At 60.3% G+C, this 23,173-nt stretch carries 22 protein-coding genes, 1 other RNA gene and 1 pseudogene; 9 read left to right on the top strand and 15 right to left on the bottom strand.

Features of this window, described 5'->3' with window-relative positions; genetic code table 11:
• The first annotated feature begins 15 nt into the window (after window positions 1-15).
• Entirely contained in the window at window positions 16-291 is a 276-nt protein-coding gene (locus HGP31_RS03950; protein WP_083350114.1) for a hypothetical protein, read from the top strand.
• Window positions 292-387: 96 nt separating this feature from the next.
• Window positions 388-784: a transfer-messenger RNA gene (ssrA, locus tag HGP31_RS03945) on the top strand.
• A gap of 116 nt (window positions 785-900) precedes the next feature.
• On the opposite strand, the gene HGP31_RS03940 is transcribed toward ssrA, so the two are convergent.
• On the bottom strand, window positions 901-1,671 hold the full coding sequence (locus HGP31_RS03940; RefSeq protein ID WP_168757215.1) for an APH(3') family aminoglycoside O-phosphotransferase: 771 nt from the start codon (window positions 1,669-1,671) through the stop codon (window positions 901-903).
• Window positions 1,672-1,755: 84 nt separating this feature from the next.
• Complete coding sequence (locus HGP31_RS03935) at window positions 1,756-2,475, bottom strand: hypothetical protein (protein ID WP_168757214.1); 720 nt, start codon at window positions 2,473-2,475, stop codon at window positions 1,756-1,758.
• A gap of 131 nt (window positions 2,476-2,606) precedes the next feature.
• Between HGP31_RS03935 and HGP31_RS03930 the strand changes: the two genes are divergently transcribed.
• Window positions 2,607-3,203: a hypothetical protein gene (locus HGP31_RS03930; protein ID WP_168757213.1), complete on the top strand. Its 597-nt coding sequence runs from the start codon at window positions 2,607-2,609 to the stop codon at window positions 3,201-3,203.
• Between the two features lie 465 nt (window positions 3,204-3,668).
• A complete protein-coding gene (locus HGP31_RS03925) occupies window positions 3,669-3,935 on the top strand; it encodes a DUF6124 family protein (RefSeq protein WP_168757212.1) in 267 nt (88 codons plus the stop codon).
• On the opposite strand, the gene HGP31_RS03920 is transcribed toward HGP31_RS03925, so the two are convergent.
• Both HGP31_RS03920 and pmrG read right to left on the bottom strand, forming a co-directional pair.
• On the bottom strand, window positions 3,916-4,761 hold the full coding sequence (locus tag HGP31_RS03920; protein WP_151140453.1) for a phosphatase PAP2 family protein: 846 nt from the start codon (window positions 4,759-4,761) through the stop codon (window positions 3,916-3,918). The two genes, HGP31_RS03925 and HGP31_RS03920, sit on opposite strands and share 20 nt — an antisense overlap.
• Window positions 4,762-4,787: 26 nt before the next feature.
• Complete coding sequence (gene pmrG / locus HGP31_RS03915) at window positions 4,788-5,459, bottom strand: lipopolysaccharide core heptose(II)-phosphate phosphatase PmrG (protein ID WP_020796485.1); 672 nt, start codon at window positions 5,457-5,459, stop codon at window positions 4,788-4,790.
• Window positions 5,460-5,710: 251 nt separating this feature from the next.
• Between pmrG and HGP31_RS30900 the strand changes: the two are divergent.
• Both HGP31_RS30900 and HGP31_RS30895 read left to right on the top strand, forming a co-directional pair.
• Window positions 5,711-6,772 (top strand): annotated as a pseudogene (locus HGP31_RS30900) (methyl-accepting chemotaxis protein); the annotation flags it as partial.
• Complete coding sequence (locus HGP31_RS30895) at window positions 6,767-7,630, top strand: methyl-accepting chemotaxis protein (RefSeq protein ID WP_411157092.1); 864 nt, start codon at window positions 6,767-6,769, stop codon at window positions 7,628-7,630. The pseudogene HGP31_RS30900 and the gene HGP31_RS30895, both read left to right, overlap by 6 nt.
• A gap of 190 nt (window positions 7,631-7,820) precedes the next feature.
• On the opposite strand, the gene HGP31_RS03905 is transcribed toward HGP31_RS30895, so the two are convergent.
• The 7 genes from HGP31_RS03905 to mdaB form a co-directional block, all read right to left on the bottom strand.
• A complete protein-coding gene (locus HGP31_RS03905) occupies window positions 7,821-9,278 on the bottom strand; it encodes an N-acyl-D-amino-acid deacylase family protein (RefSeq protein WP_033045478.1) in 1,458 nt (485 codons plus the stop codon).
• A gap of 1 nt (window position 9,279) precedes the next feature.
• Complete coding sequence (locus HGP31_RS03900; RefSeq protein WP_020796482.1) at window positions 9,280-10,140, bottom strand: MurR/RpiR family transcriptional regulator; 861 nt, start codon at window positions 10,138-10,140, stop codon at window positions 9,280-9,282.
• Between the two features lie 15 nt (window positions 10,141-10,155).
• Window positions 10,156-11,505, bottom strand: coding sequence for a GntT/GntP/DsdX family permease (locus tag HGP31_RS03895; protein ID WP_033045481.1), 1,350 nt, complete (start codon window positions 11,503-11,505; stop codon window positions 10,156-10,158).
• Window positions 11,506-11,750: 245 nt separating this feature from the next.
• The gene (locus HGP31_RS03890) at window positions 11,751-13,196 is read right to left on the bottom strand and encodes a SulP family inorganic anion transporter (protein ID WP_020796480.1); all 1,446 of its coding nucleotides are present in this window, start codon (window positions 13,194-13,196) and stop codon (window positions 11,751-11,753) included.
• Window positions 13,197-13,394: 198 nt separating this feature from the next.
• Window positions 13,395-14,288, bottom strand: a complete 894-nt coding sequence (locus HGP31_RS03885) for an NAD-dependent epimerase/dehydratase family protein (RefSeq protein WP_083350107.1) — start codon at window positions 14,286-14,288, stop codon at window positions 13,395-13,397.
• Window positions 14,289-14,391: 103 nt separating this feature from the next.
• Complete coding sequence (locus HGP31_RS03880) at window positions 14,392-15,303, bottom strand: LysR family transcriptional regulator (RefSeq protein ID WP_020796478.1); 912 nt, start codon at window positions 15,301-15,303, stop codon at window positions 14,392-14,394.
• A 142-nt stretch (window positions 15,304-15,445) separates the two neighbouring features.
• Entirely contained in the window at window positions 15,446-16,036 is a 591-nt protein-coding gene (gene mdaB / locus HGP31_RS03875) for an NADPH:quinone oxidoreductase MdaB (protein ID WP_083350106.1), read from the bottom strand.
• Between the two features lie 163 nt (window positions 16,037-16,199).
• Between mdaB and HGP31_RS03870 the strand changes: the two genes are divergently transcribed.
• Window positions 16,200-16,514 carry a putative quinol monooxygenase gene (locus tag HGP31_RS03870; RefSeq protein ID WP_083350105.1) on the top strand — a complete coding sequence of 105 codons (315 nt, stop codon included), beginning with the start codon at window positions 16,200-16,202 and terminating at the stop codon, window positions 16,512-16,514.
• Here HGP31_RS03870 and HGP31_RS03865 read toward each other — a convergent pair.
• On the bottom strand, window positions 16,504-17,268 hold the full coding sequence (locus HGP31_RS03865; RefSeq protein WP_033045483.1) for a sulfite exporter TauE/SafE family protein: 765 nt from the start codon (window positions 17,266-17,268) through the stop codon (window positions 16,504-16,506). The genes HGP31_RS03870 and HGP31_RS03865 overlap by 11 nt on opposite strands.
• Before the next feature lie 234 nt (window positions 17,269-17,502).
• Here HGP31_RS03865 and HGP31_RS03860 point away from each other — a divergent pair, with 234 nt between their 5' ends.
• Window positions 17,503-18,387, top strand: coding sequence for a LysR family transcriptional regulator (locus HGP31_RS03860; RefSeq protein WP_168759129.1), 885 nt, complete (start codon window positions 17,503-17,505; stop codon window positions 18,385-18,387).
• Here the strand turns inward: HGP31_RS03860 and HGP31_RS03855 are convergent.
• The 3 genes from HGP31_RS03855 to kynU form a co-directional block, all read right to left on the bottom strand.
• Window positions 18,328-19,767 (bottom strand): amino acid permease, encoded by a 1,440-nt coding sequence (locus tag HGP31_RS03855; protein ID WP_168757211.1) that lies wholly within the window; start codon window positions 19,765-19,767, stop codon window positions 18,328-18,330. The genes HGP31_RS03860 and HGP31_RS03855 overlap by 60 nt on opposite strands.
• Before the next feature lie 86 nt (window positions 19,768-19,853).
• Window positions 19,854-21,167 carry an OprD family porin gene (locus tag HGP31_RS03850; protein WP_020796473.1) on the bottom strand — a complete coding sequence of 438 codons (1,314 nt, stop codon included), beginning with the start codon at window positions 21,165-21,167 and terminating at the stop codon, window positions 19,854-19,856.
• 103 nt (window positions 21,168-21,270) lie between these two features.
• Window positions 21,271-22,521 (bottom strand): kynureninase, encoded by a 1,251-nt coding sequence (gene kynU, locus HGP31_RS03845; RefSeq protein ID WP_168757210.1) that lies wholly within the window; start codon window positions 22,519-22,521, stop codon window positions 21,271-21,273.
• Window positions 22,522-22,695: 174 nt separating this feature from the next.
• Here kynU and HGP31_RS03840 point away from each other — a divergent pair, with 174 nt between their 5' ends.
• A complete protein-coding gene (locus tag HGP31_RS03840) occupies window positions 22,696-23,169 on the top strand; it encodes an Lrp/AsnC family transcriptional regulator (protein ID WP_020796471.1) in 474 nt (157 codons plus the stop codon).
• The last annotated feature ends 4 nt before the right edge of the window (window positions 23,170-23,173 follow it).

Genomic DNA, 23,173 nt, shown 5'->3' with positions numbered 1-23,173 from the left:
CGCAAGGAGATACCCATGAAGCACTCTGCAATGGCTGGATTGTTTATCACTGCGGCACTGCTGGCATCGCCCGTATTCGCGGCAGACAAGGATCTTTGTGCGGCAAACATTCAACAGATAAGCGACTTCGTGGACAGCGCGCCGTCTTTACCGGAAAACTCGCTGGACAACGTCAAAGCAGCGCTGGAAAAATCCAAGGCTGCCCAGGCGGCCGGTAACGACAAGGATTGCGTCGAAATCACCTCTGGCATGATCACCAAAATGCAGATTCGAAACCCTACGCGCAACTGATGTCAGGCGAGGCCAACCTTCGGGTTGGCCTTCCGCGCCTCATTGGCGTACACTGTACTGGCTTGTTGCTCAATGAGATTTTCGGGCAATGAGTTCGGGGCCGTTTAGGATTCGACGCCGGTTGCGAAACTTTAGGTGCATGCCGAGTTGGTAACAGAACTCGTAAATCCACTGTTGCAACTACTTATAGTTGCCAATGACGAAAACTACGGCCAGGAATTCGCTCTCGCTGCGTAAGCAGCCTTAGCCCTGAGCTTCTGGTACCTTCGGGTCCAGCAATCACCAGGGGATGTCTGTAAACCCAAAGTGATTGTCATATAGAACAGAATCGCCGTGCAGTACGTTGTGGACGAAGCGGCTAAAACTTACACAACTCGCCCAAAGCACCCTGCCCGTCGGGTCGCTGAGGGTTAACTTAATAGACACGGCTACGCATGTAGTACCGACAGCGGAGTACTGGCGGACGGGGGTTCAAATCCCCCCGGCTCCACCAAATACGAAGCAAGACAAAACCCGCCCAGTGCGGGTTTTGTTGCATCTGGGGTTCGGTAATCCCTGCAACACACGCCCCTGTGGGAGCGGGCTTGCCCGCGAAGAGGCCAGCCAGACTCAATAGAACTCGTCCAGCAAACAGTAAAACGCTATACGTTGCTGATCTGGCTCCACACCGTACTCACGAAAAAATGGGGCCACCCATGCCGGTCCCAAATTGCGTTCAATGCTTCGGGCAGCCAGGGCAAGGTCTTGATAGATGTCACTGATGCCTAGCCCGCCGCAGTCGATGTAGCCGGTAAAACGGCTCGCGTCGACCATGAAATTCGGCAGACAAGCATCGCCGTGGGTGACGGCAAGGTCATAGGTTTCGGGAAGCGTCGACAGCAGCTCTGCGAAGACATCCTCAGCGGTCCGCCCCAGCCGCTCATCGTCAAAGTCTGATTCGTCAACCAGCCCGGCACTCATTCGACTCCTGGCAGCTGCCATGCGTTGCTGTAACGGGTGGTCAAAGGGACATTTCTCAATGGGCACCTGGTGCAGCCTACGTAGCGCCATCGCCAGGGCGTTGATGACTTGGGGCGCAGACAAGTCGTTGGCACTGGCTAGATCTCGTCCGGGGACGGCACTCATGAGTAACCAATGGCGATTGTCCTCTGTCGTCGCATCAAGAACGGTCGGCCCAGGCAGGTCTAGCCGGTTCATCCAACGAAGACGCTTAATCTCTTCCGGCAGCTCACTGTGCGGGCCAATGGATTCGGACTTCAGGAACAGGTGTTCGCCGTTGATGCAGCGAATGCGAGAAACCTCGGCTCCTGACTCTCCGATAGTTTGTCGCTCAATAAGCGCCGTACTGAATGTTCGGGACCATTGGGCAGGAATATCCATCCTCTCATTACTCTTTGTATTTGGAGATGCGTCGGGGTGAATCAGGTTTAAATCTATTTCAGGATTAGAGACCCACCTTGCCACTCAGCTCAATCGAAAATCGCTCAAGTCAATCGACACCATCACCCTCTCCCGCAATGGCTGCCGATCCTCACCCCGCAAATAGGCTCTGCGCCGAGTGGGAAAACGAAAGCCCTGGGCCTCAACGTACTCGCTCACGTACTGGGCGGCTGCAAACCCGCCCGCCACATCGACGTGGTAATCATGCCGACGCAACAGGCCATCGTCCCCGAAGTAAAAATCCTGGAAACGGCTATGGCTGGCGATGTGTGCTGGAAACTCGACCCGCAGGCCGCGCCATGTCTCGGCGCCTTCCTGCCAGGGCGCGATTTGCGTGACGTTGAAACCCGGCATCGCCATGAAAAATGGTGTCGTCAGGTAGGTCCACATGGCGTAGCCGCTGAAGTACGCGCGGTGCAGCGGGTCCCAAGGGGTGTCCATGGCGTGGCCGGCGAATGAATCTCGCGGGTTCGATCGCTCGCGCACGATTTCGCCATCGGTGGTTTCGATGGCGATGTAGTCGGCCCGGAATGCCGTGCGCCAGTGCGGGTTGCCGAAGGGTGTCACGCTGGCGTTTTGCTTGTGCAGGCTGACGGTCATCTCGCGGGGCATGGTGTCTTGCACCACGCTTTTCATTGCCCATAATTCCCCGCCGGTGACGATGGTGGCGTTGAGCGTGGTGAACGTGTTCCAGCGCTCCAGCTGGCCATGGGCGTCGAGTACTTTTTTCAGCAAATCGTTCATCGGTCTTGCCCCTTTCGATGCTGGCCGGAATCAAAAGAATAGATCACCGGCGGGTCGTGGGCGGCTCTATGCTGATGACGTCCCTACAGGCTCGATCCTCCACTGAACAGAAGCATTGAGGCATGCAAAACATGAATAAGCGGATTCTGGCCCTCCTGGCAGCGATGGTTTGCCTGCCGGCACATGCCGCCAGCAAAGTCGGTGCCTTCGATGCCGGCAATGGCGGCCGGCCTTTCGACCAGACGCTGGAACTGCAGGGCATTGTCTTTCATGTGACGGATGAGTCGATCGACGGTAGCCGTGCAGTACGCATCGCTCCCCAAGGGCTGGAAATCGATAATTCGGTCATGACTCACCCCCTGAATGGCGACATTGCCCGGGCGGAGGTCGCGGACCTTGATCGAGATGGCTCACCGGAAATCTACGTCTTCGTCAGGTCACCAGGGCGCGGACTACCCGGCGAACTCGTGGCCTACGCCGCCAACCGTAAAAAGTCGCTGAGTGCGATCTATCTGCCACCGGTCAGCGAAGACCCGACGATTGCCAAGGGGTATCGGGGCGAGGATGAGTTTGCCGTGGTGGAAAACACATTGGTGCAGCGATTTGCGCTGTATGACAGTGCGGACGCCTCGGCGGGTAGAACCGGGAAGATGCGCAAGATTCAGTACCGGTTGATGCCGGGCGAAGCTGGGTGGATTTTACGCAGGCAGAAGGTGACGGAGTATTGAGCCACTTTCCGCTTTCGCCCCCGGGCAACACATGAACTTTTCTTCACCCCGCGTTCAGGCAACTCCCTGTAAATTTGCCCTCGCTCATTCAAGAAACTACGGTTTGCCCGCCCTCCCGCGGGCTTTTTTTTGTCTTGCGAAAAGTCCTACCCCAGAGCAAATCGCGGGGAAAAATCCCACAGGTCTTTCAGGTTGTCGGTCGGAAGGGGGCTGTTTAGCCTTTGTTGGTCACTGACGACTCAGTGATCGGGTGTGAGATCCCGGGAGTATGAATTCAGTGCCAGTACCACCATAATTGCCGCCAGCTATGCGCTGTCAGCAATGTTTTATGGCGGCTGTGTGCGGGCAGGCTTCGGTCTGGCCGGTTTCCTACTCCCGGTAATCTCACTCCGCACATAGCTGCCACCCATTTCTCCGCGTGAGATCGGTGATTGTGGTGGTTCTCAAATCGAGTGGAGAACTCAGATGGATAAACTTATCCCGGATCCGCCTTTCACAACTGAAAAACCCTACCGCCCCAGCCCCTTCTTCACGCTCCACCCCGACATAAAATCCGAAAGCCTACTCGCCCACGCGTGCGAATCATTGGCTTCAGCCAGCGTCATGCTCAATGATTTCGCCAATTACCTCAGCGGCCCCCAGCGCAACACCGCACTGGGGATTGCGCAGATCGTCATGCTGGCGGAGCTGGCAGTGAACCGGGCACTGGATACTATTGATCCGCAGGCATAAGTCCGACAGGTTGAGCCACCAACGCCGGTTCTTCAGCCTTGCCCAGAACCGGCATCTCCAACCGCGCCCGCCCATAAAACGCCAGCGCCGTCAGCAAACATGCCAGCCAAACGAAGATCCCGGCCCAGAAGGTGTGGGACATGTAGTGCCACCCCTGCACCACCCGCGTCGTGCCATACACGAACCCGAGGGCCAACGAGCCGTACATGATTGCCTTGGAATAGCGCCAGCGGTAACGGCGTGCAACAAAGTACAAGGCGAGCATGGTGAAGCCACCGGAGGCATGCCCGCCCGGCCAGCAGCGACCGTCACCCGCGACCTTGAGTAGATCGAAATTCTCGTACCACTCCTTATGCTCGATCTTCCCGCCGTACTGGGTCGTCTCGATCGGGCAATACACACTGGTGTGGCCCTTGAGGTAGTGAATCACACCGGTGCTGATGGAGAACGCAAGCACCACGTAGAGGAAATCCCGACGATGCCGGGTGGCGAAACGCAGTACCGGCGCAACTCTGATCTTTTCCAGAAAAGCGATGATTTTCGCGTGTTTTTCAGCCTTCAAACGCGGCCAGAGAAACGACAGCAAGGCACCGATGATGGCGATTTCGCCGGTCCAGTTCGGAATGATCCGCGCCCATTTATGGGTGATTTTTTCGAACAGGTGCACATGGTCCAGCGGGAACGTCTGCGTCACCGGATCATAAAAAAGATTGTTGAAGGCGATGTCGATCCGGGTCAGGTCGAACATCAGGAACACCACCACCGCGCAGGCCAGTGGGATACCAAAGTTCAGCCAGTAAAAACGGGAGCGGGAAGCCGTCTGCATCGTGTGTCCTGGTTCAGAGTGTGAATTCATTCGGTGGTCACCGAGTGCCAGTCCGAGGCCTCGATGAATCCAAGTACGTGTGGTGCTTGCAGCGCTTGGGCAGTGACGAAAAGCGCGGCGCCGTAGCCGAAGGTCGAGGTGGGCACCTCGAGATCCTTTTGCAGTTGCGCCATGCATTCGCTGTGGGTCACCAGGATAAGGTTGCGCCCGGCGACCTTGTGCGCCAGGGCGTCGCGCAACATCGTGCCTTTGCAGTTGATCAACCAGTCGTCGCCAGCGTCGACCTTGTTGAACATGTACCCGCTGGTCTGCGCGGTACGCACCATCGGGCTGTTGTAGATGTCGGCCCGCGCCAGACCCAGTCGCTCGAATCGCGCACCGACGGCCACCGCAACGCTGCGCGAGCGATCGGTGATGCCATCGTCGCCACTCAGGCAGGGGGCGCTGGAGTGATCGCAACGCTCGACATGGCGAACCAGCACGATCATGTCGCCCTTGGCCCAACCCGCCAACAGCGCCCGCGCGCCCTGCACATTGCCATGGGCCAGGTCCGGCACGGCGGCGGGCCGTAACAGCAATACTGTCAAGATGATCGCCAGCAGCGCCGAGGCCAGCACCACAAGCGCATTGCGATACCGGGCAAAAGGCCTCAGGTCGATCGAGCGGGTTATTCCGAACAGACTCAGTCTCAGTTCCACATCAAGCCGCCTCGCAGCCCTTCATCAGGTGCCGTGAGGGTAAGGAGGCGGGCGTCGGCTACCAGTGAAACCAATGTGAAAAAAAGCTTAAGCCTGCGGCAAAAAGCTTGTTACAGAATCCGCCCGACAAAATCCTTTCAGCTCTCACGATTGCTGCCGATACAGACCTGCAACCCACCTTGCTGGCGCCTAAAAACAACAATCTTCCAGCCAACCGACGATCAAGAAACACACGTTCCTGGAGGAATTTGATGAATAGCTGGTTCGGCAACATCAGCGTGAACCTCAAACTGGGCCTGGGCTTCGGCCTGGTCCTGGCCCTGACCTGCGTCCTCGCCCTGACCGGCTGGACCAGCCTGGGCAGTTTGATCGACCGCAGCAACTGGATGAGCGACATCACCCAGCTCAACGCGGGCCTGACCAAGCTGCGCGTGGTGCGCCTGCAGTACATGCTGACCAACGGCGACGAAGTCACTGCGCAAAATGTACAGGCCACGCTGCAAGACTTTTCCGATCAGCAACAAGCCTTGCTGGCGAAGTTCAAGAGCCCGGAAAACATCAAATTGCTCAAAGAGCAAGGCGCTGTCATCGACGCCTACAAGACGTCCCTGGCCAAGATGCGTGGCGCCTATCGCACCGGCAACAGCGCACGCGAGGTCATGGGCGCCAACGCCGAAACGGCCAGCACGCTAATCGACGATTTGAACAGTCGCGTGCAACAACTGCCACCGAGTGATCAGCGCTTCGAGCAGTTCCAGGCCATCACCGCCGCCAGGCAAGCGTTCTTGCTGGCCCGCTATGAAGTGCGTGGCTACACCGCGACTACCAATGCCGAAACCGAGCAAAAAGCCGTCGCTCAACTGGACGTCGCCATTGCCAGCCTGAAACAGCTCAACGTGCATTTCACCGACGTCCAGCCCGAAACCCTGCGTCAACTGGAGACCGCACTGGGCAACTACCGCAGCGCCTTGCAGGCTTACAAAGCCGCGAACAGCGATGCCGTGCAGGCGCGCAAGGAAATGACCGACCAGGGCGCGGCCATCGTGAGCCTGAGCGAACAGCTGTATCAGATCCAGCTCGACCGTCGCGATGCAGAAAGCGCCCAGGCGCGTACCCTGCAATTGATCAGCACGCTGCTGGCTCTGTTGGTCGGCATTATTGCCGCCGTTCTCATTACCCGGCAGATTACCGGCCCGCTGCGCGAAACCCTGGCCGTGGTCGATCGCATCGCCAGCGGCGACTTGTCCCAGGACGTGAGGGTGACCCGCCGCGATGAGCTGGGTGTCTTGCAACAAGGCATCGCGCGCATGGGCGTGACCCTGCGTGACCTGATCAGCGGTATCCGCGACGGCGTCACCCAGATCGCCAGCGCGGCCGAAGAACTGTCGGCCGTGACCGAGCAGACCAGCGCCGGGGTCAACAGCCAGAAAGTCGAGACCGACCAGGTCGCCACCGCCATGCACGAGATGACCGCGACCGTGCAGGAAGTCGCGCGCAATGCCGAACAAGCCTCCCAGGCCGCCGCCGCGGCGGATGGTGAAGCCCGCGAAGGGGACAAGGTTGTCGGCGAAGCCATTACCCAGATCGAACGCCTGGCCAGCGAGGTGGCACGCTCCACCGAAGCCATGGGCCTGCTGCAACAGGAAAGCGACAAGATCGGCAGCGTCATGGACGTGATCAAGGCCGTGGCCGAACAGACCAACCTGCTGGCCCTCAATGCTGCGATTGAAGCGGCACGCGCCGGTGAAGCCGGACGCGGGTTTGCCGTGGTGGCCGACGAAGTGCGGGGCCTGGCGCAACGCACGCAGAAATCCACCGAGGAAATCGAAGGCCTGGTGGCGGCCTTGCAGAACGGCACCCAGCAAGTGGCGACCGTGATGAATAACAGCCGCACCCTGACCGACAGCAGCGTGGCCCTGACCCGCAAGGCCGGTACCTCACTGGAAAACATCACCCGCACGGTGTCCAACATCCAGTCGATGAACCAGCAGATCGCGGCCGCGGCCGAGCAGCAAAGCGCAGTGGCCGAAGAGATCAGCCGCAGCATCATCAACGTGCGCGACGTGTCGGAACAGACCGCTGCGGCCAGCGATGAGACGGCCAAGTCCAGCGTGGAACTGGCGCGACTGGGGAATCAGTTGCAGATGATGGTCAGCCACTTCCGCGTCTGACGTTCACTGCGCGGTGAATGAAAGATCCATTCGCGAGCAAGCCCGCTCCCACAGGTTCAATGAGCATCCTGTGGGAGCGAGCCTGCTCGCGAAGGCGATATGACAAACAACCTGCCTGCCCGCACTAGCGAGCAGGCCATACGGATTTGACGCTTGCTCTGGAGCTGCCGCAGGCTGCGATCTTTTAGCGTCACGCAAATCCTGCGCTCAAATCCCCTTCCCGCGCCAGGAACCGCCCTTCCCTGCGCCCGTTCGCCTGACCGTCCTGGTAACTCAATACCCCGTTGACCCACACGCCATCGATGCCTTCGGCCGCCCGTTGCGGATCGTTGAAGTCCGCGACATCGCGAATGGTCGCCGGGTCGAACAGCACCAGGTCGGCCCAATGGCCTTCGCGGATCTCGCCCCTTTGCTTGAGGCCAAATCGCGCCGCCGACAAGCCGGTCATCTTGTGCACGGCGGTGTGCAGGGGAAACAGTCCTACGTCACGGCTGAAATGCCCGAGCACCCGCGGGAAGGCGCCCCACAACCGTGGATGAGGAAACGGATCTTCCGGCAGGCCGTCGGAGCCGACCATCGACAAAGGGTGCGCCAGAATCCGTCGCACATCGGCTTCGTCCATCCCGTAGTACACAGCGCCGGCCGGTTGCAATTGGCGGGCGGCATCGATCAGGGACAGGTTCCACTCGGCGGCGATATCCATCAGGTCGCGCCCGCCCATCTGCGGGTGCGGCGTTGACCAGGTGATGGTAATGCGATGTGCATCGGTGACTTGCTTGAGGTCCAGGGTCGAGGAACTGGCAGCGTACGGATAGCAATCGCAGCCCACCGGGTGGGTTTTCGCCGCCTGCTCAAGGGACGCCAACAGTTGCGGGCTGCGCCCCCAGTTACCGGCGCCGGCACATTTGAGGTGGGAAATGATCACCGGGGATTGCGCATGCCGGCCGATCTGGAATGCCTCGTCCATGGCGTCCAGCACCGGCTCGAACTCGCTGCGCAAATGGGTGGTATAGACCGCGCCAAACGCTGTGAGCTCTTCGGTCAGTTGCATCACTTCATCGGTCGATGCCGAAAACGCACTGGCGTAGGCAAGACCGGTGGACAAGCCCAGGGCGCCAGCCTCGAGACTTTCGCGCAGTTGCTCGCGCATGGCGGCAATTTCATCGGGCGTAGCGGTGCGAAACAGGTCGTCGAGGTGGTTGCTGCGCAGCGCGGTGTGGCCCACCAGCGCGGCGACGTTCAGCGTGGTGTTTGCCGCCTCCACCGCCGCACGGTAATCGCTGAATGTTGGATAAACAAACGCCGCAGCGCTGCCGAGCAGGTTCATCGGGTCCGGTGGATCGCCGCGCAGGCTCACCGGCGAGGCGCTGATCCCGCAATTGCCGACGATCACCGTGGTCACGCCCTGGCTGAGCTTGGGCAGCATCTGCGGCTGACGGATCACCACCGTGTCGTCGTGGGTGTGCACATCAATGAAGCCGGGCGCCAACACGCGGCCAGCAGCGTCGATTTCTTCGGTGGCACGGGCATCCTGCAAGTCACCGATGCGCTCGATGCGGCCATTGCGGATCGCCACGTCGGCCGGGTAGCCAGGGCTGTTGCTACCGTCGATGACCAGGGCATTGCGAATCAGCGTGTCGTACATCATGTCAGTCTCCCAGCGGCAAGTGATCGTCGCCGCCGCGGTAATCGTCCAGGGCGAGTTTGATCCGCCGCAGGCGCTCTTGATTGTCTTGAGGATTGGCCAGTGCCAGCTCGGTGGCAAGCACATCGATGGCGAGCAACATGCCGTAGCGTGCTGCTGTCGGTTTATAGATGAAGGAGGTCTCGGCGCTTTGCAGCGGCAATACGATGTCGGCCAGTTGCGCCAGCGGCGAATCGCCTCGGGTAATGGCCAGAATGGGCGCGCCATAGCTGCGGGCCAGCTCCACGGTTTCCAGCAGTTCGGGTGTGATCCCGGTCAGTGAACAGACGATGACTACCTGATCGGCACTGAGACTGGCCGCCGTGATCCGCATCATTACCGCGTCGTGGCAGACCGCGATCGGGTAGCCAAGGCGTACGAGGCGCACCTGCAACTCATCGCTGCACAAGGTCGAGCAGCCGCCCATGCCGAAGGCATGAATCATCCGCGCCTTGCCCAGCAGTTTCACGGCATCGGCGAACCGCGACTCGTCGAAGGCCGACAGGTGCTGGCGCAGGGTCGATTCGATGTCGCCGACTATTTGCCCATAAAACGCTGACTGCTCCGGTGTGCCCGCCGGATCGAGAAAACGGCTGCCGACGCCGCTGGCCTGGGCCAGTTGCAACCGCAGGTCGCGCAGATCCTTGCAGCCGACCGTACGGGCAAAGCGCGACAGCGTGGCAGTGCTGACCTCTGCGCGCAGCGCCAGCTCATCCAGGCTTGCGGAGGCGGCAAACCCCACATCGTCGAGCATCAGGCGCGCGATGCGTCCTTCCCCGGCGCTGAAGGAATCCTGGCGGGCGCGGATCTGGTAGAGGATGTCCATGGCGGGCGGCTCCGGTTAAATCAGGTAGGAAAGGCCCACGGTCAGGCCGAAGGCGACGAGCGAGATCAGGGTCTCCAGCACCGTCCAGGTCTTGAAGGTCTGGGTCACCGTCATATTGAAGTATTCCTTGATCAGCCAGAAGCCGCCGTCGTTGACGTGGGAAAAGATCACCGAGCCCGCTCCTGTTGCCAGCACCAGCAGCTCCGGGTGTGGATAACCCATCGCGATGGCCACGGGCGCGACCACGCCCGAGGCGGTGGTCATGGCCACGGTAGCGGAGCCGGTGGCGATGCGCATCAACGCGGCGAACAGCCAGCCCATCAGCAACGGCGACAAGTGAAATTCGTTGGCCAGGCCGACGATCTGGTCGGTGACACCGGCGTCCACCAGGATCCGGTTCAGGCCGCCGCCAGCGCCCACCAGCAAGGTGATGCTGGCGGTCGGCGCCAGGCATTCGTTGGTGAACTTGAGGATCGACTCGCGATTGAAGCCCTGGGCCAGGCCAAGGGTCCAGAAGCTCAGCAAAGTCGCCAGCAGCAATGCGATGACCGAGTTGCCGATGAACAACAGGAACTGGTTAAAACCCGTGCCCGGGGTGGAAATCAGGTTGGCCCAGCCGCCGATCAACATCAGCACCACCGGCAACAGGATGGTCGCCATTGTCAGGCCGAAGCTTGGCAGACTGTCGCGCGGTTCGCGTTCGAGGAACTGCCGCTCCAGTGGGTTTTCCGCCGGCAACTGGATACGCGGCACGATGAACTTGGCGTACAAGGGCCCGGCGATGATCGCCGTGGGAATACCGATCGCAATCGCATAGAGCAAGGTCTGCCCCACCGACGCCTGGTACACCTGCACCGCCAGCATCGCCGCCGGGTGCGGTGGTACCAGCGCATGCACCACCGACAGGCCGGCGACCATCGGCAAGCCGACCATCAGGATCGATACGCCGACCCGTCGCGCCACGGTGAACGCGATTGGCACCAGCAATACGAAACCGACTTCGAAGAACAATGGCAGCCCGACCAGGAAAGCGATACACACCATCGCCCAATGCGCGTTTTTTTCGCCGAAGCGGTCGATCAAGGTGCGCGCCACCTGCTCGGCGCCGCCGGACTCGGCCATCATCTTGCCAAGCATGGTACCCAGCGCCACCACCAGGGCGATATGTCCAAGGGTCTTGCCGACGCCCGCCTCATACGCCCCGACCACGCCGGACGGCGGCATGCCCGCCACCAGCGCCAGGCCGATGGAGATCAGGGTGATGACAATGAACGGATTAAGCCGGTAACGGGCGATCAGCACGATCAGCGCGATGATGGCGACAGCGGCATACACCAACAGCCAATAGCCGAAGGACGGGGTCATGCGGTACTCCTCGAGAGGGTCACGTCGAAAGTTTTGTGAAACTCTTAAAACATTTCGAGGCGCGATTTTCAAACGAGGTGAAAGTAATTTTCGTTTAGAGGTAAGGGATGTCGCTCAGAGATATGTTGTGTCGCGATTAATGAAAATCAGGCAGGTAGATTTTCATCACGACACCGATCGTTCCCATGCTCTGCGTGGGAACGATCATCCTTTGCTGAGCGTGGGAACGATCAGGCAGGCGGACCTCAGTCGTGTTGTACCCGGGCGCGCTTGAGCAGTTTCTTGCAGCGCTCGGACAGGCCCAGCACCCGTAGGTGCTTGCCAGCCTTGCTGTAGCGCTCGCGCAAGGTCTCCAATGCAGCGATGGCGGAGTAATCGACGAAGCTCAGGTGGCGACAATCGAGGGTCACTTGCACGGGGTCGTTGGCTGCGTCGAACTGGTTGAGAAACGGCGTGGTCGAGGCAAAAAACAAGGTGCCGTGCACGCGGTACAGCTTGCTGCCGTCGCTTTCCAGGTGACTGTCGGCGTACAGCTGCCGAGCTTGCTGCCAGGCGAAATTGAGCGCCGCAATGATGATCCCGCACAACACCGCCATGGCCAGGTCGGTAAATACAGTGATCACCGTCACCGCGATAATCACCAGCACATCGTTCAATGGCACCTTGTTCAGCACCCGCAGCGAAGCCCAGGCGAAGGTCTGCTGCGAGACTACGAACATCACCCCCACCAACGCCGCCAGAGGAATACGTTCGATCAACGGCGACAGGAACAGGATGAACAGCAGGATCGACACCCCGGCCACCACACCGGACAGCCGCCCGCGCCCCCCGGAGCTCAAGTTGATGACGGTCTGGCCGATCATCGCGCAACCGCCCATTCCCCCAAACAGACCGGACACCACATTGGCCGCGCCCAGCGCCACGCACTCGCGATCGGGGTAACCGCGGCTCTCGGTGAATTCGTCGGTGAGGTTGAGGGTCAACAGGGTTTCCAGCAGGCCGACCATCGCCATCAAGAACGCGTAGGGCGCAATGATGCTTAGGGTTTCCAGGTTCCAGGGAATGTCCGGCAAGGCAAATGTCGGCAAGCCGCCGGCGATATGCGCCATGTCGCCCAGGGTGCGGGTTGGCAGGCCGAGGAAGTGCACAGCCAACCCCACTCCCAGGATCGCCACCAACGCCGGCGGTATCGCGCGGGTCAGACGCGGCAGCACATAGACAACCGCCATCGTCACCGCCACCAACCCGATCATGTAGTACAACGGCGTGCCGCTCAGCCAGGTCTCACCACTCTTGAAGTGCTCAAGCTGCGCCAGGGCAATGACGATTGCCAGGCCGTTGACGAACCCCAGCATCACCGGGTGCGGCACCATTCGCACCAGCTTGCCCAGTCGCAGCAGCCCGAACGTCGACATGATCAACCCGCCCAGCAGCACCGTCGCCAGCAAGTACTGCACGCCGTGCTGCACCACTAGCGCGACGATCACCACCGCCATCGACCCGGCAGCACCGGACACCATGCCAGGCCGGCCACCGAATAGCGCGGTCAGGGTGCAAATGATGAACGCACCATACAGCCCCATCAGCGGATTGAGATGAGCCACCAGCGCGAAGGCAATGCATTCGGGTAACAGGGCGAAAGACGTCGTGAGGCCGGCTAGGGCATCGGCGCGTAGATGTTTTGGTTTCATGGAGGACCGCGTGCAGGGAGAAGCAAGAAAGAGTGTGGGGATGTTACGGAATCAAGGGCGGCCCGGCCAGTTTATGCAACTTCAGAAACGCCTTCGCGAGCAGGCTCGCTCCCACAGTTGACCGCGTCCATCTGGACAATGCGGTCTAATGTGGGAGCGAGCCTGCTCGCGAAGGCAGCAACGCGGTGTTAAGCGAACTCACACCATCTCGTGACGAATCCACTCCAGCACCGACGTGCGCTTCGGCACCCAGCCCAGCAATTCCCGCGCATGCTTGCCGCGAACACGGCTGTTGGAGCCCAGGCCATAGTTGGCCATTTCATAACCCCACTCGGCTTCGGCGTCCTTCAACGGCCAGTCTTGCGGCTTGCCCAGGTTCAGCGCCTCGGCGATCGCCGTGGTCATGTCGATGAATGACGCTTCACCGCTTTCGACGAAGTAGAACGTGCCTGGGACGTTTTTGTTCAGCGCCAGCAGGTACAGCGATACCACGTCTTCGATGTGCACGTTGGACCAGATGTTCTGCCCGGTCCCGACATGGCGGACCACGCCGCTTTTACGCGCCTGCTTGAGCAAGCGCGGCAGCTGCACGCTGTCGCGCTTGACGCCCAGGCTGTGGCCGTAGATCAGCGTGTTGCAGATGACGGCCGAGTTCACGCCGTCCTTGGCCGCGGCGAGGATCAGGTTGTCGATGGCCACGCGTGCAGCCTTGTCCACGGTGGGTTCCGGCAAGTTGTCTTCGTAATAGATAACGTCGCTGGACTGACCGCCCGAGGCATCGCCCACGATGCTCGAACCGCTGGTATGCAGCAATACCTTGTTGGAGCCGCGCAAGGCATCGAGCAAGGCTTCGACAGCGCCGCGATGGTCGCTGCTGGCGGCGTTGATCACGGCGTCGGCTGCGCGGGCCTGTTCGGCCAATAGTGCGCTGTCGTCCAGCGTGCCGGTCACGGGCGTGATGCCCAGTGCCTTGAGCTCGTCCGCTTGCTCGGCGTTGCGCACCAGGCCGGTAACCTTGTGGCCGGCCTTGACCAGGCCGGTGGCGATGGAGCCGCCGATGAAACCGGCCGCACCAGTAACGAATACGTTCATGGAGAAACTCCCTGCGTTGATAAGTGATGCAACGAGTATCAAGCAGTGATCCCAGACGAAAAATCCCTGCTGACCCAATTCACTCTTGCGCAGGAATCACGAATCAGTCGCTGAAATCCGTGGAAGCGTAAAGCGCCAATTTGCCCTGGATGAAGTCAAGGAAACACTGGATGCGCAAGGCCAGCTGCGAGTTACGGTAGTACACCGCGTTGATCGGCTGGCGATAACCGCTGTTGAACTCGGCCAGCACGACCTTCAACCGCCCGGCACGAATGTCCTCGATGGTCATGTAATGCGACAGGCTGGCGATGCCTTGGCCTTCCAGCGCCAGATGGCGGATGGTTTCACCGCTGGATGCGCTGAGTGACGCCTGGATCGGCCAGCGATCGCCATGCACGTAGCGCAACGGCCATTGGTTGAGGCCTTCGTTCTGGGTGAACCCCAGCAGGGTGTGTTCGGCCAGGTCCGCCACGGCTGTCGGTGTGCCATGTTTTTCCAGGTAGGCGGGGCTGGCGACGATGTGCAGCGGACTGCATCCCAGGGAACGGGCGTGCAGGGTCGAGTCGGCCAGTGTACCGATGCGGATGGCGATGTCGGTGCTTTGCTCGAGCAGGTCGATGATCAGGTCGTTGCTGTTGAGTTCGAGCTGGATATCCGGATAAAGCCGGCGGAACTCATCGATGTACGGCACGATGGCATGCAGCATGAACGGCGACGCGGCGTTGATGCGCAAGCGCCCGGACGGCGTTTGCTGGCGCGAAGACAAGCGTTCTTCGAGTTGGTCCATCTGATCGAGAATCAGCTTGGCGTGCTCGAAGAAATATTTGCCCTCCTCGGTCAGGTCCATGCGCCTCGTGGTGCGGTTGATCAACGTGGTATCGAGCTTGGCCTCCAGCCGCGACAGCGTGCGACTGACCGCCGACGGCGTTTGCCCGACCTGCTCGGCGGCCGCGGAAATCGACCCGCACTCGATCACGCAGACGAAGATCTGCAATTCATCGGATCTGGCTTTCACGTGTGTCCTCTTTCACGAATCGGCATGGCATGAATCGCCAGGATCGCAGCCTTTGGCAGCTCCTACAGGGTATTGCGTATACCTGTAGGAGCTGCCGAAGGCTGCGATCTTTTAAGCCATTGCGACCGATATTAGCTGAGCGTTACACCTTCAGGCCAAACACCTCGGCCAAGTGCTGCTCATAACGCGCCACATCGGCCTCGATGTTCGGGCGTTTCATCACGTCCACGCAGAGGAAGGTCGGCAAAGCGGTCATGCCGAGGAATTGGTTGGCCTTGTGGAACGGGAAGTACACCGCGTCCACGCCTTTGGCCTCGAAGAAGTCGGTCGGGTCGTCGAAGGCTTGCTGCGGCGCGTTCCAGGTCAGCGACAGCATGTATTGCTTGCCCTGGATCAGGCCGCCGCTGCCGTACTTCTGCGAGGCGTCGGAACGGGTACGGCCGTCGCTGGCATAGAGGCTGCCGTGACCTTCGGTGAAGACCTCGTCGATGTACTTCTTCACGGTCCATGGCGCGCCCATCCACCAGCCCGGCATCTGATAGATGATCACGTCGGCCCAGAGGAATTTGGCGACTTCTTCGGCGACGTCGTAACCCTCGTCGATGAAGGTGGCCTTGACATCCACACCGCCGCGATCCAGCACGCTCAGCGCGGCTTCATGCAAGGTGGTGTTGTAGCGGCCATCGGAGTGGGCGAATTGTTTGCCGCCATTGAGTAACAGGACTTTTTTCATGAGAGGTCTCGCAAGGGTCAGAAACTGGATGGCGGCAGCGTAACGATCCGCCTTGCGCGGAGTAAGCGCCGCTGTCGCAAAATACATTTGACCCACACGCACGAATCACCAGCAGATTGTTGCCTTAGACTGGCGCCAATTCTGACTTGAGGAGTGTTTTCCAATGAGTGAAATGCAAGGTTTCATCCTGCACGCCAAGACCCGCCCGGAAAAATCCGACGCCTTCGAAGCGTTTTTCAGCGGCTACGTAGAAGCAAGTCGCGCCGAACCCGGCTGCATCGAGTACCACATGCTGCGCGACAAGCAGGACCCTACCCTGTTTATCTTCTTCGAGATCTGGCAGTCCCAGGCACATCTCGACGTGCACTCGAACCTGCCGCACATGAAGCAGTTCCTCGATCAACGCGATGAGTACCTGGAACGGGATTTCGTAATCCGCGCCATCGAGATGCTCAGCCCGTCGTCCGCTAGCCGCTGATCAACAAATGGCCGCCGAGCAACCCGAGGCCAATGAAGAATACGCGCTTGAACAACAGGGCGCTGATCCGCTGGCGCAGCCACTGCCCCAGCCACATGCCGAGCACCGCCGGGATCAGCGCCAACAGCGACGCACTCAACTCGCCACCACCCAGGGCACCGAGCCATAGCAGGCCGCCCGCGAGGGCAAGGGTCGAGACGGTGAATGACAGGCCCAACGCCTGCACCAGTTCGTCCTTGCTCAAGCCCAGCGCCTGCAGGTAAGGCACTGCCGGAATCACGAACACGCCCGTGGCCGACGTAATGACACCGGTCATCACGCCGCACATCGGACCTAGCCAGGGCTCATTACCCGCACCGACACGCAAGGTCGGCAAGAACAAGCCGCAGAGCGCATAGAGCAACAACGCCGCGCCCAATCCGCGCACCACCCAATGTCCACCGACCATGCCGATCCACAGCGTACCGGCGCCGGTGCCGATGAAGATGGCCAGCAGCATCGGCCACAGCCGCAGGATCAACCCGCGCAGATGCCCGCCGAAGGCCAGCTGCCAGACGTTGGTCAGGGTCGCGGGAATGATCAACAGCGCCGCAGCCTGTGACGGGGCCATAGCCAGACCGAGCAAGCCCATGGCGATGGTCGGCAGGCCGAGGCCGATGATGCCCTTGACCAAACCGGCCAGCAGGAAGGTGGCAATGACCAGCAACGACAGGGCCAAGCCGAGATTTTGGTAGAAGGAGGCGAGTGTATTCATGGGCTGATGGTGAGCCCGGATTGGCGGGTTGAAAATCTGCCATATACTGAGCCTAGCTCTTGATTAGCAAGAGGCTTGAGTATCCGCCGTGGCTGCTGACGCCTTCGCGGGCAAGCCCGCTCCCACAGGGATCTTTGGCGGACACCAAATTTATGTTCGATGCATTTCTACTGTGGGAGCGGGCTTGCCCGCGAAGAGGCCCGCCCACACGACACACCACTTGAGGCTGCAATGATGCACTTCGACCTGACCGACCTGCGCCTCTACCTGAACATCCTCGACACCGGCAACATCACCGCCGGCGCGGCGCGTAGCCATCTTTCCCTGGCCGCCGCGAGCGCGCGAATCCGTGCAATGGAAGCATCACTCGGCACTGAGTTCCTGCAGCGCGGCCGTCGCGGCGTTACCCCGACGCCTGCCGGCAAGGCCCTCGCGCAACACGCCCGGGTCCTGCTGCAACAGGCCGAACGCATGCAGCAGGACCTGGCCGAATATGCCAAAGGCGTCAAAGGCCAGGTGCGGTTGTTGTGCAACACCACGGCCATCACCGAATACCTGCCGGAGTTGCTCGCCGACTTCCTAAGCGAGCATCCCAACCTCGACATCGACCTGCAGGAATTGCCCAGCACGCGCATCACCCACGCGTTGCGCCAGGGTGCCGCCGACCTTGGCATCGTTTCCGATGCGGTGGACACCCACGCCCTCGAAACCCTGCCCTTTCGCGACGACCCGCTGGTGCTGATCATGCCGCCCGGGCATCCGCTGGCCGACGGCGAACCGCCGACTTTCAGCGATACCTTGCAGCACGACTATGTGGGGTTGGCCGCTAATAGTGCACTCGCGGTGTACCTCGAAGAACAGGCGTTGCACGCGGGTATGCGCATGCAGATCCGCATCCGTGCGGAGGGTTTCGACGGGGTGATTCGCATGGTTGCCCGCGGCGCCGGGATGGCGATTGTGCCGCTGGCGGCGATCCAGCGCCGGGCACTGGATCAACCGCTCAAAAGCTTCTCGTTGAACGAAGACTGGGCACAGCGAAAACTGCTGCTGTGCGCGCGATCATTCACTGGCCTGCCCGGTTATGCCAGGGCGCTGCTCGAGGCGTTGCTCATTGAGTGAGACCGGTTTGGGCTTCCTGAAAAACACGCCGTAGACAACGGTCAGCAACAACAGGAACGGCACACCGAACACCAGGGTCATCTTGAAGGCTTCGGTGAAGTAGGTGGTGATCATCACCGCGCCCATCAGTACCAACCCCAACCAGGTGCTGTAGGGGAACAGGCGCATGCGAAACGACAGTTTTCGCTCGCCGTGGCGCTGGTGATAACGACGGAAACAGTAGTGCGTCAGGAAGATCATGAACCAGGTGAAGATGGCGCCGAACATGGAGATCGCCATCATCAAGGTGAACGAACTTTCCGGGTACAGGATGTTGAGCAAGGTCGCCAGGGCAATGCCCGAGCTCGACAACAACAGGGCGTTCAGTGGAATCCCGCTCTTGCTCAACTTGCCCATGGACTTGGGGGCGTAGCCGCCACGGGACAGGCTGAACATCATGCGCGTGGTGATGTACAACTGGCTGTTCATCGCCGAGAGCGCGGCGATCAGGATGACGAAATTCATCACCCCGGTGGCGCCGGGAATGCCGATGGCTTGCATGACCGTGACGAACGGGCTTTGCGCATGACCGGCCTGGACCCACGGCACAATCGCCAGCATCAGAGCGAGGGTCAGCAGGTAGAACACCACCAGGCGCACGATGGTCGCGCGAAAGGCTTTCTTCACCGCTTGCTCCGGGTCCTGCGCCTCACCGGCGGCCACGGCGATCATCTCCACGCTCAGGTAACTGAAGATCGACACGATGACCGCGACCCACATGCCTTGCAGGCCATTGGGGAAAAAACCGCCGTGGACGGTGTAATTGTGCATGCCGTATTCCGGGTTGCCGGAACCGAACACCACGTACACCGCGAGAATGATGAAGCCGACGATCGCGCCGATCTTGATGGTCGAGAACCAGTACTCGAACGTACCGAAGGTCTTCACGCTGATCGCGTTGAGCACGATCAACACACTGGAAAACGAGACGATCCACACCCACTCCGGCACGTTGGCAAACCAGTACTTCATGTACATCGCCACCGCCGTCACTTCCGTACCGACCGCCAGCACGATCGCCGCCCAATAGGCATAGCGCACCAGGAACCCGGCCAAGGGGCTGACATAGAATTCGGCGTAAGCACCGAACGAACCGGAGGTCGAATGGGCCACGGTCATTTCCGCCAGGCAGCCCATCAACAACAGCGTGATGATCGCGCCGATGGCGTAGCTGAGCAGCACGCTCGGCCCGGCATAGCCGATCGCGTAGGCGCTGCCCATGAACAGCCCGGTGCCGATCGCGCCACCAATGGCGATCATGCTCATTTGCCCGGACGTCAGCTGACGCCGCAGGCCCTGTTCACGGTTGGATATCGTTTCAAAACCGGTGTTATCGGTCATTTTTATGTCCTCTGAATATTGTCTTTCTTGAAGAGCACGTCTTGGTTTTTACCGGTGGGGATCAGCCACGCACAGCAGGACACGGATCAGAAAATACTCAGTGGATATTCGATGATGACGCGCACTTCGTTGTTGTCCGTGGTATCGGCCCGCGCCACTTGCGCGGTGGAACGCACACTGGCCTGGCGCACCCGCACCGACAGGTCCCGCGCCTTGCCCGACTGCACGACGTAGCGCGCCTCGATGTCGCGTTCCCAGCGCTTGCCGTCATCGCCGTAGCGTCCGTAGGCGCCGTTGGGACCACCGTCGTAATGGCTGTCGTCGATATGGTCACCGCTGACGTAACGGGACATGAAGCTCAGCCCCGGCACGCCGAAAGCCGCCATGTCCAGGTCATAACGCAGTTGCCATGAGCGCTCGTTGGGGGCGTTGAAGTCGAGCACCTGAATCGAGTTGGCGAGGAAAATCGAAGTGCCTGGCTGTTGATCGAAACCCAGGTAATCGAACGGCTCGTTGCCATCGACTTGTTGATACGCCAGGGTCAATCGATGGGCACCGGACTTATACCCGGCGGCCAGCGACCAGGTGGTGTTGTCGATTTTTCCGGCCAGGCTCTGACCATCATCGTTGGTGCGGTAGATGTTGAAATCCAGGTTCAGCGACTGGCCTTCACTCAGGGCAAAGGTGTAGTTGCCGTTGGCGTAGTACTGCCGCCAGATATCGGTGAACTGCGAGCCGTAGAGGCTGATGCTCAGTTGATCGCTCAGGGCATAACTACCGCCCAGATAATCGACACTGCGGGTTTCCACGCCAGCGTACAGCGCTTTCAGCGCGCCATCGGCATTGGTCGAGTTACTGTCGTTGCCGGCGGTGAAATGACCGATGTCCAGTTGCAAGGCCTTGAGTTCATGGCTGGTCAGCTGGAAGCCCGTGGCAACACTGGTGAACAGTCGCGCATTGCCGGTGCCGAACACCGGGTTTAGCGGGGTCAGGTTGCCGTACTTGAGTTCGGTCTGCGATACCCGCGCCTTCACCGCGCCACCCGCTTCGGAGTACTCATCCTCGGGGCGACCATCGGAATCGACCGGCAGCAAACCGGTGCCGGTGCGCCCCTTGCCGCTGTCGAGTTTGAGACCCAACTGCGCGTACGCATCAACCCCGAACCCCACCGTTCCCTGGGTGTAGCCGGAGCGGTAATCGAGCATGATCCCGTGGGCCCATTCATCCCGATAATTCTGGCCGCCAGGGTTGTTGAGGTTATTGCGATAGAAAAAGAAGTTACGGTTGGTCAGGGTCAGGCTGCTGCCTTCGACGAATCCATTGTCGGCGGCGGCATAGGCCATTTGCCCGAGGCAACTGCCGATGGCGAGCGACAAGGCGGGCCAGGGGGACAGTCTCATTCTGCGTGCTCCTTATTATTGTGTTTGCACAGAACAGTTGATCGATCGCAGGCGAAGCCCTGCCGCCAGGAAACCTGGCAGCAAGACCTGGACAACGCAGGTATCAGGTGACGCTGTGGCGAACCTGGAATTGCGCTTGCGCCCAGGTTTTCTGATCGAGAATCTCGCCGAGGATCTGCACTGCATCCCAGACCTCGGTGAAGGTCGTGTACAGCGGGGTGAAACCGAAACGCATGATGCGCGGCTCGCGGTAGTCGCCGATCACGCCCCGGTCGATCAAGGCCTGGATCACTGCATAGCCTTCGGGGTGTTCGAAGCTCACGTGACTGCCACGCTTGGCGTGCTCACGCGGCGTGATCAATTTCAGTTCGTGAGCCGAGCAACGCTGCTCGACCAATTCGATGAACAAGTCCGTCAGCGCCAAAGATTTGCGGCGCAAGCTGGCCATGTCGGTCTGGGCGAACACATCCAGCCCGCACTCGACCATCGCCAACGAAGTGATCGGCTGGGTACCGCACAAGTAACGGGCGATGCCGCTGCTCGGCTCGTAGCGCGACTCCATGGCGAACTGCCGCGAGTGGCCGAACCACCCCGCCAGCGGCTGCGGCACCAGATCGCACAACTGCGGCGAGACCCAGACGAACGCCTGCGAACCCGGACCGCCATTGAGGTATTTGTAGGTGCAGCCGATGGCGTAGTCGGCGCCCGCCTGATGCAAGTCGACCGGCACCGCGCCAGCGGAATGCGCCAAATCCCAGATGGCCAGTGCCCCGCACTCATGGGTCAGCGCGGTCAGCGCTTGCATGTCGTGCATGTAGCCGGTCTTGTAGTTGACGTGGGTGAGCATCACCACCGCCGTGTCCTGGTCAATCGCTTGTGGCAGCTCTTCAGGGCTATCAACAAGGCGCAAGGTGTAACCCTGCTGCAGCATGTCGGCCAGGCCTTCGGCGATGTACAGGTCGGTGGGGAAATTGCTGCTTTCGGTGACAATCACCCGTCGCGCTGGCGACCTTGTGGCTTGCACCCGCAGCGCGGCACTGAGCACCTTGAACAGGTTGATCGAGGTCGTGTCGGTCACCACCACTTCACCGGCACGGGCGCCGATCAACCCGGCCAGGCGATTACCCAAACGCTCGGACAAATCGCGCCAACCGGCAGTGTTCCAGCTGCGGATCAGGCCATTGCCCCACTCTTGGGCAATCACTTCCTGAGCACGCGCCAATGCCGCGACCGGGCGTGCGCCCAGGGAATTGCCATCGAGATAAATCACACCGTCGGGTAGCGCAAATTGCTGGCGTAGCGGCGCGAGAGTGTCCTGGGCATCACGCGCCAGGCAATCGTTTCTTGTTGTCATCGGGTGTCCTGTTCTTTGAAGGTCGTTGCGTTTATGCAGGCGTTGTCGGCCCCTTTTCGTGGAGAAATAATGAACGATGCCTTGGAGAATTTTCGTGCAAACTAAGCGGCTACCAGGTAGTTATTTCGCATAAAATTCGAATCCAACACCCATAAACGCGGATTTACGCCAGCCATGAATCTCGACTCGACAGACCTGCGAATCCTCCATCAACTGCAACAGGATGGCCGCATCAGCAATCAGGAACTGGCAGAGAAAGTCGCCCTGTCGCCGTCGGCCTGTCTACGAAGGTTGCGCCTGTTGGAAAGCGAGGGAATCATCAGCGGCTATCGCGCGGTGTTGAATGCCGAACGGCTGGGGATCGAACTGGAAGCCATCGTCCATGTGTCATTGCGACAGGACGTCGAGGATTGGCACGAGACGTTTATCAAGAAGGTCCAGTCGTGGCCGGAAGTGGTCACCGCGTATGTGATTACGGGAGCGAGCAACTACGTGCTGCGGGTCCAGGCGCGTAATCTCAAACACTTCTCCGACTTCATCGTCAACCACTTGAACCGCACGGCGGGGGTGACTGACATCCGCTCGGAAATCGTCCTGCAGAAGATCAAGGAGCGTGAATCGCTGTTGGACCTGGTGGTGCGCAAGTAAGGAA

Origin of the sequence: Pseudomonas umsongensis (assembly GCF_012647205.1) — a bacterium.
GTDB lineage: Bacteria > Pseudomonadota > Gammaproteobacteria > Pseudomonadales > Pseudomonadaceae > Aquipseudomonas > Aquipseudomonas umsongensis.
This window is presented reverse-complemented; position numbering and strand designations above follow the sequence as displayed.

Excerpts from the sequence above, each read along its gene's own strand:
- HGP31_RS03920 (WP_151140453.1), bottom strand. The coding sequence starts at position 4,761 with ATGCAGACGGCTTCCCGCTCCCGTTTTTACTGGCTGAACTTTGGTATC.
- HGP31_RS03900 (WP_020796482.1), bottom strand. The coding sequence starts at position 10,140 with ATGGACATCCTCTACCAGATCCGCGCCCGCCAGGATTCCTTCAGCGCC.
- mdaB (WP_083350106.1), bottom strand. The coding sequence starts at position 16,036 with ATGAAAAAAGTCCTGTTACTCAATGGCGGCAAACAATTCGCCCACTCC.
- HGP31_RS03895 (WP_033045481.1), bottom strand. The coding sequence starts at position 11,505 with ATGACCCCGTCCTTCGGCTATTGGCTGTTGGTGTATGCCGCTGTCGCC.
- HGP31_RS03935 (WP_168757214.1), bottom strand. The coding sequence starts at position 2,475 with ATGAACGATTTGCTGAAAAAAGTACTCGACGCCCATGGCCAGCTGGAG.
- HGP31_RS03925 (WP_168757212.1), top strand. The coding sequence starts at position 3,669 with ATGGATAAACTTATCCCGGATCCGCCTTTCACAACTGAAAAACCCTAC.
- HGP31_RS03855 (WP_168757211.1), bottom strand. The coding sequence starts at position 19,767 with ATGACCGATAACACCGGTTTTGAAACGATATCCAACCGTGAACAGGGC.
- HGP31_RS03930 (WP_168757213.1), top strand. The coding sequence starts at position 2,607 with ATGAATAAGCGGATTCTGGCCCTCCTGGCAGCGATGGTTTGCCTGCCG.
- HGP31_RS30895 (WP_411157092.1), top strand. The coding sequence starts at position 6,767 with ATGGGCGTGACCCTGCGTGACCTGATCAGCGGTATCCGCGACGGCGTC.
- HGP31_RS03860 (WP_168759129.1), top strand. The coding sequence starts at position 17,503 with ATGCACTTCGACCTGACCGACCTGCGCCTCTACCTGAACATCCTCGAC.
- HGP31_RS03950 (WP_083350114.1), top strand. The coding sequence starts at position 16 with ATGAAGCACTCTGCAATGGCTGGATTGTTTATCACTGCGGCACTGCTG.
- HGP31_RS03865 (WP_033045483.1), bottom strand. The coding sequence starts at position 17,268 with ATGAATACACTCGCCTCCTTCTACCAAAATCTCGGCTTGGCCCTGTCG.
- HGP31_RS03905 (WP_033045478.1), bottom strand. The coding sequence starts at position 9,278 with ATGATGTACGACACGCTGATTCGCAATGCCCTGGTCATCGACGGTAGC.
- HGP31_RS03850 (WP_020796473.1), bottom strand. The coding sequence starts at position 21,167 with ATGAGACTGTCCCCCTGGCCCGCCTTGTCGCTCGCCATCGGCAGTTGC.
- HGP31_RS03870 (WP_083350105.1), top strand. The coding sequence starts at position 16,200 with ATGAGTGAAATGCAAGGTTTCATCCTGCACGCCAAGACCCGCCCGGAA.
- HGP31_RS03890 (WP_020796480.1), bottom strand. The coding sequence starts at position 13,196 with ATGAAACCAAAACATCTACGCGCCGATGCCCTAGCCGGCCTCACGACG.
- HGP31_RS03940 (WP_168757215.1), bottom strand. The coding sequence starts at position 1,671 with ATGGATATTCCTGCCCAATGGTCCCGAACATTCAGTACGGCGCTTATT.
- kynU (WP_168757210.1), bottom strand. The coding sequence starts at position 22,521 with ATGACAACAAGAAACGATTGCCTGGCGCGTGATGCCCAGGACACTCTC.
- HGP31_RS03885 (WP_083350107.1), bottom strand. The coding sequence starts at position 14,288 with ATGAACGTATTCGTTACTGGTGCGGCCGGTTTCATCGGCGGCTCCATC.
- HGP31_RS03840 (WP_020796471.1), top strand. The coding sequence starts at position 22,696 with ATGAATCTCGACTCGACAGACCTGCGAATCCTCCATCAACTGCAACAG.